This is a genomic window from Arthrobacter sp. YC-RL1, from assembly GCF_001454985.1.
GTDB classification, from domain to species: Bacteria; Actinomycetota; Actinomycetes; order Actinomycetales; family Micrococcaceae; genus Glutamicibacter; species Glutamicibacter soli.
Genome location: NZ_CP013297.1, coordinates 1,978,819 through 1,994,907 on the forward strand (window position 1 = coordinate 1,978,819; position 16,089 = coordinate 1,994,907).

The window sequence follows — 16,089 nt, forward strand, 5'->3', positions numbered from 1 at the left end:
TTTGAAGTAGCAATATTCCTTTAAGACCGTCCCGTGAGGCGGAGAAGGGAGAGGTGCACAGCATGAATGAAAATTCAGCGTCGGACGGTGCCCGTACGGTTCTTACCGGGGACGACATCGAACGTGTACTGACCCGCGTGGCCTTCGAGATCATCGAGGCCAACAAAGGCATCGAGGACCTCGTTCTCCTAGGCATCCCGCGCCGCGGCTTCCCGTTAGCCCAGCGCCTGGCGGCCCGCATCGCGGCTTCCGCCGACACCCCCATCGATCCGGCATCCTTGGTCGGACAGCTCGACATCACCCTGTACCGCGATGACCTGCGTCATTCAACCACCCGCACCCCAGAGCCCACGAAGCTGCCCGCCGGCGGCATCGACGGCAAGGTCGTGGTGCTGGTGGACGACGTGCTCTACTCCGGCCGGACCATCCGCGCCGCCCTGGACGCCCTGTCCGACTGGGGCCGCCCGCGCATCGTGCGCCTGGCCGTGCTGGTGGACCGCGGACACCGCGAACTTCCCATCCGCGCCGACCACGTGGGCAAGAACCTGCCCACCGCGAAGAGCGAGAAGGTGCGCGTGCACCTGGAAGAGATCGACGGAACCAATGAAGTGATGATCGAGGCTGCTGAATGAAACACCTGCTATCGACCGCCGACCTCTCGCGCGAGGAAGCGGTCAAGATCCTCGACATCGCCGGCGAGATGCGCGAAGCCGGAACCCGCGTGGTCAAGAAGCTCCCGGCCCTGCGCGGGCGCACCGTGGTGAACCTGTTTTTCGAGGACTCCACCCGCACCCGCATCTCCTTCGAGGCGGCCGCCAAGCGGCTGAGCGCGGACGTCATCAACTTCTCCGCCAAGGGCTCCTCGGTGTCCAAGGGCGAGTCGCTGAAGGACACCGCGCAGACGCTGCTGGCCATCGGCGCCGACGCCGTGGTCATCCGCCACCCGGACTCCGGGGCACCGGCCCGCCTGGCCGCCACCGACTGGATCGACCTGCCGATCATCAACGCCGGCGACGGCACCCACGAGCACCCGACCCAGGCGCTGCTGGACGCGTTCACGCTGCGCCGCCAGCTGGCCCTGCGCGACGGGGTCTCCGCCACCGGGCTCGGCCTGGACGGGCTGAAGGTCGCGATCGTCGGAGACATCCTGCATAGCCGCGTGGCCCGCTCGAACCTCTGGCTGCTGAACACCCTGGGCGCCTCGGTGACCATGGTCGCCCCGCCGACCCTGCTGCCGGTGGGCGCCGAGTCCTGGCCGTGCACCATCAGCTACGACCTGGACCAGGTCATCGCCGAGGGTGTCGACGCGCTGATGATGCTGCGTGTGCAGGGCGAGCGCATGAAGGCCGCCTACTTCCCGAACCCGCGCGAATACTCGCGCTACTGGGGGCTGGACGACGCCCGCCTGGGCACGCTGGACGCGGCCGGCGCCGAAACGCTGATCATGCACCCGGGCCCGATGAACCGCGGCTTGGAGATCTCCTCCGCGGCGGCCGATTCCCCCCGCTCCACCGTGCTCGATCAGGTCACCAACGGTGTGGCCGTGCGCATGGCAAGCCTCTACATGCTCCTCTCCGGCGACCTGATCTAAGGAAGAACCCATGAACTACCTCATTCAACAGGCCTCCATCCTGGGCGTCGAGCCCCAGGACGTGCTCATCGCCGACGGGCGCATCGCCCAGCTCGGCTCCATCGCGCCGGCGGACGGCGTGCAGGTCGTCGACGGGCGCGGCCTGGTGCTGCTGCCCGGCATGGTCGACCCGCACACCCACCTGCGCGAACCCGGCCGCGAAGACGCCGAGACCGTGGAAACCGGCACCCGCGCCGCCGCCAAGGGCGGCTACACCGCGGTGCATGCGATGGCCAACTCGACCCCCGTGGCCGACACCGCCGGCGTCGTCGAGCAGGTCTACGAGCTGGGCCGCAAGGCCGGCTGGGTGGACGTGCGCCCGGTGGGCGCTGTCACCGTCGGGCTGGAAGGCAAGCAGCTGAGCGAGATCGGCGCCATGGCCGATTCCCGCGCCCAGGTCAAGATGTTCTCCGACGACGGCATCTGCGTCTCGGACCCGCTGCTGATGCGCCGCGCGCTGGAGTACGTGAAGGCCTTCGACGGCGTCATCGCCCAGCATGCCCAGGAGCCCCGCCTGACCGACGGCGCCCAGATGAACGAGGGCGAAGTCTCCTCGGTGCTGGGCCTGCCCGGCTGGCCTGCCGTGGCGGAGGAGTCGATCATCGCCCGCGACGTGCTGCTGGCCGAGCACGTCGGCGCCCGCCTGCACGTGTGCCACGTGTCCACCGCCGGCTCGGTGGAGATCATCCGCTGGGCCAAGGCGCGCGGCATCCAGGTCACCGCCGAGGTCACCCCCCACCATCTGCTGCTCACCGACGAGAAGGTGCGCACCTTCGACCCGGTCTTCAAGGTCAACCCGCCGCTGCGCCGCGAGGAAGACGTGATGGCGCTGCGCGCAGCGGTCGCCGACGGCACCATCGACGTGATCGGCACCGACCACGCGCCGCACCCTGCCGAATCCAAGGAATGCGAGTGGGCAGCGGCCGCCATGGGCATGACCGGGCTGGAGACCGCGCTGTCCATCGTGCAGCACGCCCTGGTTGACACCGGGCTGCTGTCCTGGGCAGACGTCGCCCGCATCACCTCGACCACCCCGGCGCAGATCGGCCGCGTCGCGGACCAGGGCCGCCCGATCGCCGTGGGCGAGCCTGCAAACCTGGTGCTCGTGGATCCGGCCGCGCGCTGGATCGTGGATCCGTACGCGATGGCCACCAAGGGCCGCAACTCGCCGTTCGCCGGCATGGAGCTGCCCGGTTCGGTGCGCGCGACCTTCTTCCACGGCCACCCCACGGTGCTCGACGGCCAGCTGGCCACCCCGAGGCCTGCCGATGCCTAGGGAAGCCATCGTGCCGGTGCTCATCACGGTGCTGGTCATCGTCGGCGCCTGCGCGCTGATCCTTCTCGGTTGGCGCAACCTCAAAGCCCGGCAGGCGAACGTGCCCGAGCCCTTCGAGCCCTTCGCCGACAAGGTCGACCACGAGTTCTCCGGGATGTACGTGGCCACCACGAAGTACGAGGACTGGCTGGAGCGCATCGCGGTGCACGATCTGGGGGTCCGCAGCAATGCGCAGCTGCAGCTCGGCGCCGCGGGCCTGCACCTGGTCCGCCCCGGCACCCGGGACCTCCACGTCCCGTGGAGCGCCTTCGAGAAGGTCAGCCGTTCCTCCGGCATGATCGGGAAGTTCGTCGAGAAGAACGGCCTGATCGTGATCAGCTGGGAGAAGGACGGCTTCGCCTTCGACACCGGCTTCCGCCCCCGGTTCGCCGAGGACACCCCCAAGATTTATCAGTTGCTGGCGTCGCACCACCGCGGCGCAGCCGAGCAGGAGACAAACAAGTGAATTCCCTGAGCAACCTACCCGCAGTGCTGGTCCTCGAAGATGGCCGCATCTTCCGCGGCCGCAGCTACGGCAAGATCGGCACCGCGCTGGGCGAGGCAGTGTTCACCACCGGCATGACCGGCTACCAGGAGACGCTGACCGACCCGTCCTACGCGCACCAGATCATCACCCAGACCTTCCCGCACGTGGGAAACACCGGGGTGAACGACGAGGACAACGAGTCCAAGCGCATGTGGGCCGCCGGCTACGTGGTCCGCGAGGCCAGCCGACGCCCGAGCAACTGGCGCTCGGAGCGCACCCTGGAAGACGACCTGCTCAGCAACGGGATCGTCGGCATCCGCGGGGTCGACACCCGTGCGCTGACCCGCCACCTGCGTGACGCCGGCGCCATGAAGTCCGGCATCTTCTCCGGCGACGCGGCCGCGGCATCCGAGGCCGACCTCATCGCGCAGGTCACCGCGCAGCCGCCGATGGCAGGGCGCAACATCTCCGCCGAGGTTTCCACCGATGAGGCCTACGTCGTCGAACCGGCCGACCACGGCTATGAGGGCCAGGCCAAGCACACCGTCGCCGCCATCGACCTGGGCATGAAGTCGATGACCCCGCACCGCCTGGCCGAGCGCGGCCTGCGCGTGCACGTGCTGCCGTACAACGCCACCCTCGAGGACATCAAGGCCACCGGGGCCACCGGCGTGTTCTTCTCCAACGGCCCGGGCGACCCCGCCGCGGCCGCCGCGCAGGTCGAGCTGGTGCGCTCGGTGCTCGACGCGGGCATCCCGTACTTCGGCATCTGCTTCGGCAACCAGATGCTCGGCCGCGCGCTGGGCCTGGAAACCTACAAGCTGCGCTTCGGCCACCGCGGCATCAACCAGCCGGTGATGGACAAGGCCACCGGCCGCGTGGAAATCACCAGCCAGAACCACGGCTTCGCCGTCGACGCCCCGATCGAAGGCAGCTTCACCGCCCCGATCGAGCGCTACGGCAAGGTCGAGGTCTCCCACTTCTCCCTGAACGACCAGGTCGTCGAGGGCCTGAGCTGCCTCGACATCCCTGCGTTCTCCGTGCAGTACCACCCAGAGGCAGCCTCCGGCCCGCACGATGCCGCCTACCTCTTTGACCGTTTCGTCTCCGCCATGGATTCCGCCGCAGAAAAGGACGCCAAGTAATGCCTAAGCGCACCGATCTCAACTCAGTTCTCGTCATCGGTTCGGGTCCAATCGTCATTGGCCAGGCCGCCGAGTTCGACTACTCCGGCACCCAGGCGCTGCGCGTGCTGAAGGAGGAGGGCCTGCGGGTCATCCTGGTCAACTCCAACCCCGCCACCATCATGACCGACCCGGAATTCGCCGACGCCACCTACGTCGAGCCGATCACCCCGGAGGTCGTCGAGAAGATCATCGCCAAGGAGCGCCCCGACGCGATCCTGCCGACCCTGGGCGGGCAGACCGCGCTGAACACCGCCATCGCGCTGGACAAGTCCGGCGCCTTGGAGAAGTACAACGTCGAGCTGATCGGCGCGAACATCGAAGCCATCGAGCTGGGCGAGGACCGCGAGAAGTTCAAGGGCGTCGTTGAGCGCTGCGGCGCCGAATCGGCCCGCTCGGTTATCGTGCACACCCTTGACGAGGCCTTCGCCGCCGTCGAGGAGCTGAACTACCCGGTCGTCGTGCGCCCGTCCTTCACCATGGGCGGCCTGGGCTCGGGCATGGCGTACAACGCCGAGGACCTGACCCGCATCGCCGGCGCCGGCCTGCAGTACTCGCCGACCACCGAGGTGCTCCTGGAGGAGTCGATCCTCGGCTGGAAGGAGTACGAGCTGGAGATGATGCGCGACAAGAACGACAACGTCGTGGTCGTCTGCTCCATCGAGAACTTCGATCCCGTCGGCGTGCACACCGGCGACTCCATCACCGTGGCCCCTGCGATGACCCTGACCGACCGCGAGTACCAGAACCTGCGCGACATCTCCATCGCCGTGATCCGCGAGGTGGGCGTGGACACCGGCGGCTGCAACATCCAGTTCGCCATCGAGCCCGACACCGGCCGCGTGGTGGTCATCGAGATGAACCCGCGTGTGTCGCGTTCCTCCGCGCTGGCCTCCAAGGCCACCGGCTTCGCCATCGCGAAGATCGCCACCAAGCTCTCCCTGGGCTACACCCTGGACGAGATCCCGAACGACATCACCCAGAAGACCCCGGCCTCCTTCGAGCCGGCGCTGGACTACGTCGTCGTCAAGGTACCGCGCTTCGCGTTCGAGAAGTTCCCGGCCGCCGACGCCACCCTGACCACCACCATGAAGTCCGTCGGCGAGGCCATGGCCCTGGGCCGCAACTTCACCGAGGCGCTGCAGAAGGCCCTGCGCTCCCTGGAGCAGAAGGGCTCGGAGCTCTCCTTCGATCCGATCGAAGCCGACGAGCTTGACTCGGTCATGAAGCACATCGAGAAGGGCTCCACCGAGCGCATGTCCCTGGTGCAGCGCGCGCTGCTGTCGGGCAAGAGCGTCGAGGAGCTGTTCGAGGCCACCGGCATCGACCCGTGGTACCTGGACCAGCTGGCGCTGATCAACGAGACCGCCGCGATGATCGCGCAGAACAAGGACCTGGGCGAGGACGTGCTGCGCGAGGCCAAGCGCCACGGCTTCTCCGACGCGCAGATCGCCAAGCTCACCGGCAAGTCCGAGGCAGTGGTGCGCGGCGTGCGCCATGCGCTGGGCGTGCGCCCGGTCTACAAGACCGTCGACACCTGCGCCGCCGAGTTCGAGGCCTTCACCCCCTACATGTACTCCTCCTACGACGAGGAGACCGAGCTGGTCGCGCACGAGAAGAAGTCCGTGATCATCCTGGGCTCCGGCCCGAACCGCATCGGCCAGGGCATCGAGTTCGACTACTCCTGCGTCCACGCGGTGATGGCGCTGCGTGCCGAGGGCTACGAGACCGTCATGGTCAACTGCAACCCGGAAACCGTCTCCACCGACTACGACATCTCCGACCGCCTGTACTTCGAGCCCCTGACGCTGGAAGACGTGCTGGAGATCATCCACGCGGAAGAGGAGACCGGCGGCGTGCTGGGCGTGTTCGTGCAGCTGGGCGGGCAGACCCCGCTGAAGCTGGCAGCAGAGCTGAAGGAGGCCGGCGTGAACATCCTGGGCACCTCCCCGGAGGCCATCGACCTGGCCGAGCACCGCGGCGCCTTCCAGCGCGTGCTGGACAACTCCGGGCTGATCGCCCCCAAGAACGGCACCGCAGTGTCCTTCCCTGAGGCCAAGGCCATCGCGGACTCGATCGGCTACCCGGTCCTGGTGCGCCCGAGCTACGTGCTGGGCGGCCGCGGCATGGAAATCGTCTACGACGAGGCCTCGCTGGAGCGCTACATCGCCAACGCCACCGAGATCACCGTGGACCACCCGGTCCTGGTCGACCGCTTCCTGGAAGACGCCATCGAGATCGACGTCGACGCCCTGTTCGACGGCACCGACCTCTACGTCGGCGGCATCATGGAGCACATCGAGGAGGCCGGCATCCACTCGGGCGACTCGGCCTGCACCCTGCCTCCGATCACCCTGGGCCCTGACGTGCGCGCCCGCGTGAAGGAAGCAACCCGCGCCATCGCCGAGGGCGTGGGCGTGCGCGGCCTGATCAACATCCAGTTCGCGCTGGCCTCCGACATCCTCTACGTGATCGAGGCGAACCCGCGCGCCTCGCGCACCGTGCCGTTCACCTCCAAGGCCACGGGCGTGCAGCTGGCCAAGGTCGCGGCGCTGATCGGCGTGGGCAAGACCCTGGCCGAGCTGCGCGGCAGCTACCTGCCTGCCGAGGGCGACGGTGCGAACCTGCCGGACTCGGCACCGATCGCGGTCAAGGAAGCGGTCATGCCGTTCGCCCGCTTCCGCACCCCGGAGGGCAAGGTCGTCGACTCGCTGCTCGGCCCTGAGATGCGCTCCACCGGCGAGGTCATGGGCATCGACAAGTACTTCGACACCGCCTTCGCCAAGTCGCAGGCCGCGGCGAACAACCCGCTGCCGACCAGCGGCAAGGTCTTCGTCTCGGTCACCAACCGCGACAAGCGCTCGATCGTGATGCCGGTCAAGCACCTGGCCGACCGCGGTTTCGAGATCATCTCCACCGGCGGCACCGCCGAGGTGCTGCGCCGCAACGGCATCCCGACCCAGATCGTGGGCAAGCTGCACGAGGGCGGCGAGTCGATCGTCGACCTCATCCAGGCTGGCGAGATCGGGCTGATCCTGAACACCCCGTCGGGTTCCGATGCCCGCGGCGACGGATACGAGATCCGCGCTGCAGCCACCAGCGTCGGCACCCCGGTGATCACCACCGTGGCGGAGTTCGGCGCGGCCGTCCAGGCCATCGACGCCCTGCGCGAATACGCCTGGGACGTCACCAGCCTGCAGGAGCACGAAACCGCACTGGAAGCAGCGCGCAATGCCTAGTCCGGTGCCATTCGGGACCCGCCTTCGGGCGGCCATGGACTCCAGCGGACCGCTGTGCGTGGGCATCGACCCGCACCCGGGGCTGCTGGAGGCCTGGGGACTGCCGAACACGGCCGAGGGCGTGCGCGTGTTTTCGCTCACTGTGGTGGAGGCGATGACCGGCGTGGCCGCCATCCTGAAACCGCAGGTGGCCTTGTACGAGCGCTTCGGTTCGGCCGGCTTCGCGGCGTTGGAGGAGACCCTCCAGGCCGCGAAGGCTGCCAACCTGCTGACGCTGGCCGACGCCAAGCGCGGGGACATCGGCTCCACCATGGCAGCCTACGCGACCGCCTGGCTGGACGATTCCTCGCCGCTGGCCTCGGACGCCGTGACCCTGAGCCCGTACCTGGGCTACGAGTCACTGCGCCCCGCCATCGACCTGGCTGCGGCCACCGGCAGGGGAGTGTTCGTGCTGGGGCTGACCTCCAACCCGGAGGGCGCTTCGGTGCAGCATGTCGGCGGTGATAAGTCAGTTGCTAAATCAATCATCGAGCAGGTCAGCGCGGAAAATGCAGATGCCGAAGATTTGGGGCATGTCGGCTTGGTGGTCGGTGCGACCATCGGCGACGCACCCGCGAAACTCGGCATTGACCTGAGCGCTTCCAAGGCTCCGCTGCTTACCCCGGGCCTCGGCGCCCAGGGGGCGACGGCGCAGGACATCGCAACGGCGTTCGCCTCCAGCTACCGCCAGGTACTGGGGACCAGCAGCCGCGACATCCTGAAGGCAGGCCCGGACGTGAACGAGCTTCGAGACAAGGCGCGCAGCGTGCGCGACGAACTGCTCGCAGCGAAGTAGCGACAACTAAATATGCGACCCAATCGCGTTGTGGCCGATAGAGTTTCTACTGGCCACAACGCGATTAGTCTTGCCAAACGCGTGTTGGAAAGCTATGTTCGGTTCATAGCCTTAGTCCACTACACATTAAGGATGGCTGAACGATGGTTCTGCGAGAACTCTCTGACGAAGACCGCATCCGGGCACGCGCCAAAGCACTTGCTGCCCGCACCCGTCGTGCTGAAATCAAGGCCCAGTTCAGTGCCGGCAAAATTTCCATCACCGAGGTACTAGACTTGGTATACGAAGATGAGGCCGTGGGACGCATGCGTGTCATGGACCTTCTGGAATCGGTACCGGGCGTTGGTGAAGTACGCGCGGCGAATTTGCTGGAGCGACTTGGCATTTCCCCATCCCGCCGGCTGCGCGGACTGGGACGCAAGCAACGCACCGCAATTACCGAGCACTTCAAGCAAAGCCCGCCAAAAACGAAAGTGTAGTCAATGACCGTTGCGTCGGTAACTGTTCTAGCCGGCCCCACGGCTGTAGGTAAGGGCACCGTGTCCACCTACATCCGAGATAACTATCCAGACGTCTGGCTTTCGGTGTCGGCAACGACACGCGATCCACGACCCGGTGAAACCGACGGAGTCCACTACTTCTTTGTGGGCCCCGAGAAGTTCCACCAGCTCGTCGACGAGGGCCAGATGCTGGAGTGGGCCGTGGTCCACGGCCAGAATAGCTATGGCACCATCCGCTCAACGGTGGAAGACGCGGTAGCCGAGGGCAAGAAGGTGCTGCTGGAGATCGATCTTCAGGGCGCCCGTCAGGTCAAGGAGTCGATGCCCGAGGCAAAATTCGTCTTCCTGGCCCCGCCGTCATGGGACGAATTGGTCCGCCGCCTGATTGGCCGCGGCACCGAAACGCCCGAAGAACAGCAGCGTCGGCTGGAAACCGCTAAACTAGAACTTGCGGCGGAATCAGAATTCGACGTGACCATCGTCAACGACGATGTCGCACGTGCCGCCGAAGAGCTTGTGGCCCTCATGGGGCTGAAGAATGACTAAAGGGAGTCTTGTGTCCAACCTAGAGGGAATCATCAACCCATCGATCGACTCGTTGCTTGAGACGAACGACTCGAAGTACGCGATCGTGCTGAATTCGGCCAAGCGTGCCCGCCAGATCAACGCCTACTACGCACAGCTGAACGAAGGCCTGTTCGAGTACGTCGGTCCGCTGGTGGAAACCAAGCTGAACGAGAAGCCTCTGACCATCGCCCTGCGCGAGCTGGATGAGAACCTCCTGAAGGTGACTCCGGCCGAGGTCACCGAGGACTAGTCGAAAAGGTGGCGCCCCATTAGTGGGCGCCTTCTTTTTCGTTAAGCACCAAAAAACACGCCCGCAACGGGTCGATGCTCCGCGGTGCGGTGAAAATCACTGCGACCGCCCAACCATCCAAGGAAGAGCTGCGTGAAGCGAATCGTCTTAGGCGTCTCAGCAGGGATCGCCGCCTACAAATCCGTGCTCCTGCTGCGCCTGCTGCGCGAGGCCGGACACCACGTCGACGTCATCCCCACCGGGAACGTCGCCAAGTTCGTCGGCAACGCCACCTGGGAGGCGCTCTCCGGCAATCCGGTGACCTCCAACGTCTTCGACGCCGTCGATACCGTGAACCACGTGCGCCTGGGCCAGCAGGCCGATCTGGTGCTCGTGGTGCCGGCCACCGCCGACATCCTCGCCCGCGCCGCCTCCGGGCTGGCCGACGACCTGCTCACCGGCACTTTGCTGGCCACCCGCGCGCCGGTGGTCATGGCCCCGGCCATGCACACCGAGATGTGGCAGCACCCGGCCACCGTGGCGAACACCGCCGTGCTGCGCGAGCGCGGGGTGCGCGTGATCGAACCGGCCTCGGGACGGCTGACCGGCAAGGACAGCGGCCCCGGCCGCCTGCCCGAGCCCGATCAGATCTTCGAGTCCATCCAGGACCTGCTCTCCGAGCCGATCCTGGCCGGTCGCAAGGTGCTGATCACCGCCGGCGGCACCCGCGAGCCGCTGGATCCGGTGCGCTTCCTGGGCAACCGCTCCTCGGGGCGCCAGGGCGTGGCGCTGGCGCAGGCCGCCCGTGACGCCGGCGCCCAGGTCACGCTCATCGCCACGCACCTGGAGGTGCCGGCCCCGCACGGGGTGGAGCTGGTGCATGCCTCCAGCGCGCTGGAACTGCGCGAGGCGGTTTTCGCCCACGCCGAGGGGCAGGACGCGCTGATCATGAACGCCGCCGTCGCCGACTTCCGCCCGGCGACTATCGAGGGCTCGAAGATCAAGAAGCGCGACGAGCATTCGGCACCGGTCATCGAACTGGTGCGCAATCCCGACATCCTGGCAGAGATCGTCTGCGCCCGCGGCGCGAACGACCAGCTGCCGCCGGTGATCGTCGGCTTCGCCGCGGAAACCGGCGACGACCAGGGCAGCGTGCTGGACTACGGCAGGGCGAAGCTCGCGCGCAAGGGCTGCGAGCTGCTGGTGGTCAACGAGGTCGGCGCCAACTTGACCTTCGGGACCGACAGCAACACCGTGCAGGTGCTGTTCGCCGACGGGAAACCTGCAGTGGGCGCCGCCGGAAGCAAAATCGAGGTGGCCCGCGTCGTCATCGAGCAGCTCGCCGCCGAAATAAACGGACATGTTGCCGACGCAAAGTGAGCCGCGCCATATAGCGCTTGGTCACGAACGCAGCAAGTTCTGCCAACCGGTCGATACGACCAGATAGAGTACAAAGGTGACTTCAACAACCCCTGAACTACGTCTTTTCACCTCGGAATCCGTTACCGAGGGCCACCCGGACAAGATCTGCGACCAGATCTCCGACGCGATCCTCGACGCCATGCTGGCGCAGGACCCGGATTCCAAGGTCGCCGTCGAAACCCTGACCACCACCGGCCTGGTGCACGTGGCGGGCGAGGTAACCACCAACGGCTACGTCGAGATCCCGGAGATCGTGCGCCGCACCATCCTGGACATCGGCTACGACTCCTCGGCCAACGGCTTCGACGGGGCGCGCTGCGGCGTGTCGGTCTCGATCGGCCAGCAGTCCCAGGAGATCCACGACGGCGTGTTCAACTCGTTGGAGTCCCGCGAAGGCATCGCCAAGGACCCGCGCGACATGCAGGGCGCCGGCGACCAGGGCCTGATGTTCGGCTACGCCTCGAACGAGACCGCCTCGCTGATGCCGACCCCGATCTTCCTGGCGCACCGCCTGTCCGAACGCCTGACCCAGATGCGCAAGAACGGCCGCATGCCGCTGCTGCGCCCGGACGGCAAGACCCAGGTCACCATCGGCTACGACGGCGACACCCCCGTCTCCGTGGACACCGTGGTGGTCTCCAGCCAGCATGCCTCCGAATACGAGCTGAACACCCTGAAGGCCGACCTGCTCGAGGAGGTCGTGACCCCGATCCTGGAGCGCTCGGAGCTGGACATCTCCAGCACCAAGGTGATCCTGAACCCCTCGGGACCGTTCATCATCGGCGGCCCGGTGGGCGACGCGGGCCTGACCGGCCGCAAGATCATCGTGGACACCTACGGCGGCTTCGCCCGCCACGGCGGCGGCGCCTTCTCCGGCAAGGACCCGTCGAAGGTCGACCGCTCGGCCGCCTACGCCATGCGCTGGGTCGCGAAGAACGTCGTGGCCGCTGGGCTGGCAAGCCGCGCCGAGGTCCAGGTGGCCTACGCGATCGGCGTCGCGCGTCCGGTGGGCCTGTACGTGGAGACCTTCGGCACCGAGACCGTGGACCCGGCGAAAATCACCGCCGCGATCAACGAGGTGTTCGACCTGCGCCCGCTGGGCATCATCGAGGACCTTGACCTCAAGCGCCCGATCTACCGCAAGACCGCCGCGCACGGCCACTTCGGCCGCGACGACAACGACTTCACCTGGGAGAAGCTGGACCGCGTCGACGCTCTGCGCAGCTGGTTCAACGCCTAGCAGCAGTGGAGCAAGACGCCCTCATCTCAGCACCCGGCCAGGCCCGCCTCAAGCGGGTCGCCCGGGTGCTGATTGATTCCTCGGTCCCGCACCTGGACCGCCTCTTCGACTACGAGGTGCCCGAGTCCATGCACGCGGCAGCCCAGGTCGGGGTGCGCGTAAAGGTGCCCTTCGGCCCGCAGCAGCTGGCCGGGTTCATCGTCGAGCTGCTGGAGGACCACCAGCCGGCGATGAAGCTGCGCCCGCTGTCGAAAATCATCTCCGAGAGGGTGGTGCTGCACCCGGACGTCCTGGCCGCCGCCTCGCTGGTCGCCGCGCGTTACGCCGGGACCCTGTGGGACGTGGTGCGCCTGGCAGTGCCCACCCGCGCGGCCAAGGTCGAGGCCGAGGAGCTGGTGACCGCCCCGGCGCTGGCGCTGGGGGACGCCCCCAACCAGCTGGAGCACTACGAGCAGGGTTCTGCGGTGCTGCAGGACTGGGCCGTCGGGGCCACCCGGCGCGCGGTGGCGAGCTGGGCGCCGAATTTCCACGGCTCCTGGCCCGGGTTCCTGCTGGATGCCGCGCGGCCGGTGCTTCAGCGCGGGGCGCGGGTGCTCATCGTGGTGCCCGACACGCGCGACCTTGACCTCTTGTGCGCGCACCTGGACGAGCAGCTCGGCGCCCAGTCCTACGCGCGGCTGCAGGCCGACGACGGCCCGACCCCGCGCTACCGCAACTTCCTGCGCGCCATCGGCGGGCACGTGCAGCTGGTGGTCGGTACCCGCTCCGCCGCCCTGTGCCACGTGCCGGACCTGGAACTGATGATCATCTGGCAGGACGCCGACCGCTCGCACCGCGAATTGCGCGCCCCCTACCAGCACAGCCGCGAGGTCGCGCTGCTGCGCAGCCAGCAGGCGGGGATCTCGCTGCTGCTGGCTTCCCCGTCGCGCTCCGTGGAGGCCCAGCGGCTGGTGGCCACCGGCTGGGCCAGCGAGCTGAAGCTGCCGCGCGACACGCTGCGTGCCCACACCCCTCGTGTGGTGGCCACCACCAACGACTTCGAGCTGGGGCGCGACCCGCTGCTGGCGCGGGTGCGCATCCCGTCGCTGGCCTGGCGCGAAGCCACCAAGGCGCTGGAAACCGGCCCGGTGCTGGTGCAGGTCGCCCGCACCGGATTCATGCCGGCGCTGGCCTGCCAGGACTGCCGGGCTCCGGCGCGCTGCCGGCTGTGCCAGGGACCGCTGCAGCTAGCCGGGAAGCAATCGCATGTGGGCTGCCGCTGGTGCGGGGAGCAGTTCCACGACTACCGCTGCGGGCAGTGCGGCTCGCCGCGCGTGCGCGCCGCCAGCATCGGCGCCGACCGCACCGCCGAGGAGCTTGGCCTGGCCTTCCCCAAGGTGAAGGTGCTCTCCTCCACCGGGGCCAAGCCGCTGGCGAGCCTGGGCGACAAGCCGGCGCTGGTGGTCGCCACCCCTGGCGTCGAGCCCGTCGTGGAGGGCGGGTACGCCGCGGTGCTGCTGCTGGATGCCGACAAGATGCTCGCCTACGATTCGCTGCGCAACACCGAGGAGGTGCTCGCACGCTGGTTCACCGCCGCCTGCCTGGCCCGCAGCAGCGGGGTCGTGGTGCTCACCGGCAGCCCGAGCCCGGCCGGCGCCGCGCTGGTGCGCTGGGATGCCGCCGGATTCGCCGACCGCGAGCTGGCCGAACGCCGCGAGGTCGGGCTGCCGCCGGCCGTGCGCAGCGCCCTGGTCTCCGGGCCCGGTGCCGAACGGCTGGTCGCCGCGCTGGACGATGACATCCGGGCGCTGGTCGCGATCCACGGGCCGAGCATCATCGACGGACCGCCCGTGGAGCACCGCTACGTGCTGTTCTTCAGCTACGCGCACGGCCAGGCGGTCACAGAAGCGCTGCGCGCCCTGCGCGCCCGCATGTCAGCGGCCAAGGAACCGGTAGCGACCATCGCGGTCGATCCCGACGAGGTCCTCTAGGCCACGGCCTGCCCATCCCGCGGCCGGGCGTCCAGGCTAAGGTAGCCGTTGACCGTCGCGTAGAAGCGGTGTCCCGCCCAGTCGCGCCGGCCCACCCGGACGCGCCGCGGTTCGCCCTGCACCTGGCGGTGGCTGGCCTGCACGTACACGTCGTAGATGTCCGGGGTCAAGGGCTGCAGCTCCTGTTCGCCGTGCAGCGCGAACGCGTCCGCCGCGGGGCGCAGGGGCAGGGCCGCGTCCGCGCCGCCGTGGCGTGGGCGCAGGATCAGCTCCGCCAGCTGCGGCGGCGGGCCGGCAGGAACGAAGTGCGGGACTCCTGCGGCTTGCCCGCCCTGCCTGTCCTGCCGCACATTCCAGTGCGCGGCCAGCAGCTGCTCGAGCAGCGCCCACGCCTGCATCTGCCGGGCATCCCCGGTGCGCAGCGCCGCCGAGCGCTGCCGGTGCGGGAAGCCAAGCTGCGATTCCAGCTGCGCCGCCGCCACCGGCCCATCCCCAGCCAGCGTCCGGGCCGGTAGGTGCGCAGGATCTTGCGCCGGTAGAGGTCGAGCACCATGCCCTGTTCCAGATCGGCCGGAAGCCGCGCGGCGCGGACCTGCTCGGCGATGCGCGCCACCGACCGGGTGCAGCCCTCCGGGTCGGCCTTGCGGGCGCTGATGTTGTTGGCGTCCTGGCGGGCGCGCAGGAAGTAGTAGTCGTCGTCCGCCAGTACCGCGGTGCGCTCGGCGGCCAGATAGCAGGCGGTGATGAAGATGCCGTCTTCCAGCCGCACCCGCCCCTCGGGGAAACGCAGCTCCAGGCGCTCGATCAGCGCGCGGCGGATGAGTTTCTGCGGCGCGAGGGTGGCGAAAACCTCGCGCAGCTCGGCCTTGGGGTTGTTCTTGGCCAGCAGCGTGCGGTTCACCGGGCGGCCGTTGAGCCCGGCGATGCGCGGGAGCACCATGTCCGCCTGGTGCAGCTGCGCGTAGTCCAGCATGCTGCGCAGGGCGTGGCTGGCCAGCATGTCGCCGGCATCGGCGAAGAAGACGTAGTCCGCCTCGGTGGCCGCCAGCCCGCGGTTGCGCGGCTGGCCCGGCCACCCGCTGTTGCGCTGGCGGATCACCCGGGTGCGCGGGTGCGCGGCGGCGAATCGGTCCATGAGCTGCGGCCCGCCGTCGGTGGAGCCGTCGTCGACCAGGATGAGCTCGAAGTGCTCCGGATCCAGGTCCTGCGCCGCCAGGCTGTCGAGCAGTTCGCCCAGGTAGGGCATCGCGTTGAAGACCGGGACGATGACCGCGACGCGCGCGCTGCCGGAGCTGGCCGTGGGACCGGTGTCCGACGCTCGGATGCCGCGTTGTGAAAGCCGCGCGCGGACCAGGCCCAGGCACCGCCGCAGCGACCCAGCTAATTCCCCCTATGCCATGCGCCCCCGATTCCCCGGGCAAACCCGCGAACGCAGATAGCGGGCCTGCCTGGTACTCTAGCGCCTGGTGGG

The 16,089-nt window shown here is 68.2% G+C and carries 15 protein-coding genes; 13 read left to right on the plus strand and 2 right to left on the minus strand.

Translation table 11 applies throughout. The features are described 5' to 3' along the window. Positions 1-62 precede the first annotated feature (62 nt). The 13 genes from pyrR to ATC04_RS09315 all read left to right on the plus strand — a co-directional run bounded on the left by pyrR (position 63) and on the right by ATC04_RS09315 (position 14,618). Positions 63-632, plus strand: coding sequence for a bifunctional pyr operon transcriptional regulator/uracil phosphoribosyltransferase PyrR (gene pyrR / locus ATC04_RS09255; RefSeq protein ID WP_047119178.1), 570 nt, complete (start codon positions 63-65; stop codon positions 630-632). Next, complete coding sequence (locus ATC04_RS09260; protein WP_047119177.1) at positions 629-1,591, plus strand: aspartate carbamoyltransferase catalytic subunit; 963 nt, start codon at positions 629-631, stop codon at positions 1,589-1,591. Before pyrR ends, ATC04_RS09260 begins: the two co-directional genes overlap by 4 nt. Positions 1,592-1,601: 10 nt before the next feature. Continuing rightward, a complete protein-coding gene (locus ATC04_RS09265; RefSeq protein ID WP_047119176.1) occupies positions 1,602-2,906 on the plus strand; it encodes a dihydroorotase in 1,305 nt (434 codons plus the stop codon). Next, positions 2,899-3,411, plus strand: coding sequence for a hypothetical protein (locus tag ATC04_RS09270; protein ID WP_047119175.1), 513 nt, complete (start codon positions 2,899-2,901; stop codon positions 3,409-3,411). Before ATC04_RS09265 ends, ATC04_RS09270 begins: the two co-directional genes overlap by 8 nt. Then, positions 3,408-4,577, plus strand: coding sequence for a glutamine-hydrolyzing carbamoyl-phosphate synthase small subunit (carA, locus tag ATC04_RS09275; protein WP_047119174.1), 1,170 nt, complete (start codon positions 3,408-3,410; stop codon positions 4,575-4,577). The genes ATC04_RS09270 and carA overlap by 4 nt, the downstream gene beginning before the upstream one ends. Next, on the plus strand, positions 4,577-7,855 hold the full coding sequence (carB, locus tag ATC04_RS09280) for a carbamoyl-phosphate synthase large subunit (RefSeq protein WP_047119173.1): 3,279 nt from the start codon (positions 4,577-4,579) through the stop codon (positions 7,853-7,855). The genes carA and carB overlap by 1 nt, the downstream gene beginning before the upstream one ends. Then, positions 7,848-8,690 carry an orotidine-5'-phosphate decarboxylase gene (gene pyrF / locus ATC04_RS09285; protein ID WP_047119172.1) on the plus strand — a complete coding sequence of 281 codons (843 nt, stop codon included), beginning with the start codon at positions 7,848-7,850 and terminating at the stop codon, positions 8,688-8,690. Before carB ends, pyrF begins: the two co-directional genes overlap by 8 nt. 143 nt (positions 8,691-8,833) lie before the next feature. Continuing rightward, the gene (mihF, locus tag ATC04_RS09290; RefSeq protein ID WP_047119171.1) at positions 8,834-9,169 is read left to right on the plus strand and encodes an integration host factor, actinobacterial type; all 336 of its coding nucleotides are present in this window, start codon (positions 8,834-8,836) and stop codon (positions 9,167-9,169) included. Positions 9,170-9,172: 3 nt separating this feature from the next. Beyond that, on the plus strand, positions 9,173-9,736 hold the full coding sequence (gmk, locus tag ATC04_RS09295; protein WP_047119170.1) for a guanylate kinase: 564 nt from the start codon (positions 9,173-9,175) through the stop codon (positions 9,734-9,736). Further along, positions 9,729-10,007, plus strand: a complete 279-nt coding sequence (gene rpoZ, locus ATC04_RS09300; RefSeq protein ID WP_047119169.1) for a DNA-directed RNA polymerase subunit omega — start codon at positions 9,729-9,731, stop codon at positions 10,005-10,007. The genes gmk and rpoZ overlap by 8 nt, the downstream gene beginning before the upstream one ends. 132 nt (positions 10,008-10,139) lie before the next feature. Further along, positions 10,140-11,366: a bifunctional phosphopantothenoylcysteine decarboxylase/phosphopantothenate--cysteine ligase CoaBC gene (gene coaBC / locus ATC04_RS09305; RefSeq protein ID WP_047119168.1), complete on the plus strand. Its 1,227-nt coding sequence runs from the start codon at positions 10,140-10,142 to the stop codon at positions 11,364-11,366. A gap of 76 nt (positions 11,367-11,442) precedes the next feature. Continuing rightward, complete coding sequence (gene metK, locus ATC04_RS09310; RefSeq protein ID WP_047119167.1) at positions 11,443-12,648, plus strand: methionine adenosyltransferase; 1,206 nt, start codon at positions 11,443-11,445, stop codon at positions 12,646-12,648. Positions 12,649-12,653: 5 nt separating this feature from the next. Next, positions 12,654-14,618 (plus strand): primosomal protein PriA, encoded by a 1,965-nt coding sequence (locus ATC04_RS09315; RefSeq protein WP_047119166.1) that lies wholly within the window; start codon positions 12,654-12,656, stop codon positions 14,616-14,618. Here ATC04_RS09315 and ATC04_RS19715 read toward each other — a convergent pair. Then, on the minus strand, positions 14,615-14,968 hold the full coding sequence (locus ATC04_RS19715; protein WP_047119165.1) for a hypothetical protein: 354 nt from the start codon (positions 14,966-14,968) through the stop codon (positions 14,615-14,617). The two genes, ATC04_RS09315 and ATC04_RS19715, sit on opposite strands and share 4 nt — an antisense overlap. Beyond that, the gene (locus tag ATC04_RS09325) at positions 14,884-15,990 is read right to left on the minus strand and encodes a glycosyltransferase family A protein (protein WP_353611647.1); all 1,107 of its coding nucleotides are present in this window, start codon (positions 15,988-15,990) and stop codon (positions 14,884-14,886) included. Before ATC04_RS09325 ends, ATC04_RS19715 begins: the two co-directional genes overlap by 85 nt. Positions 15,991-16,089 lie beyond the last annotated feature (99 nt).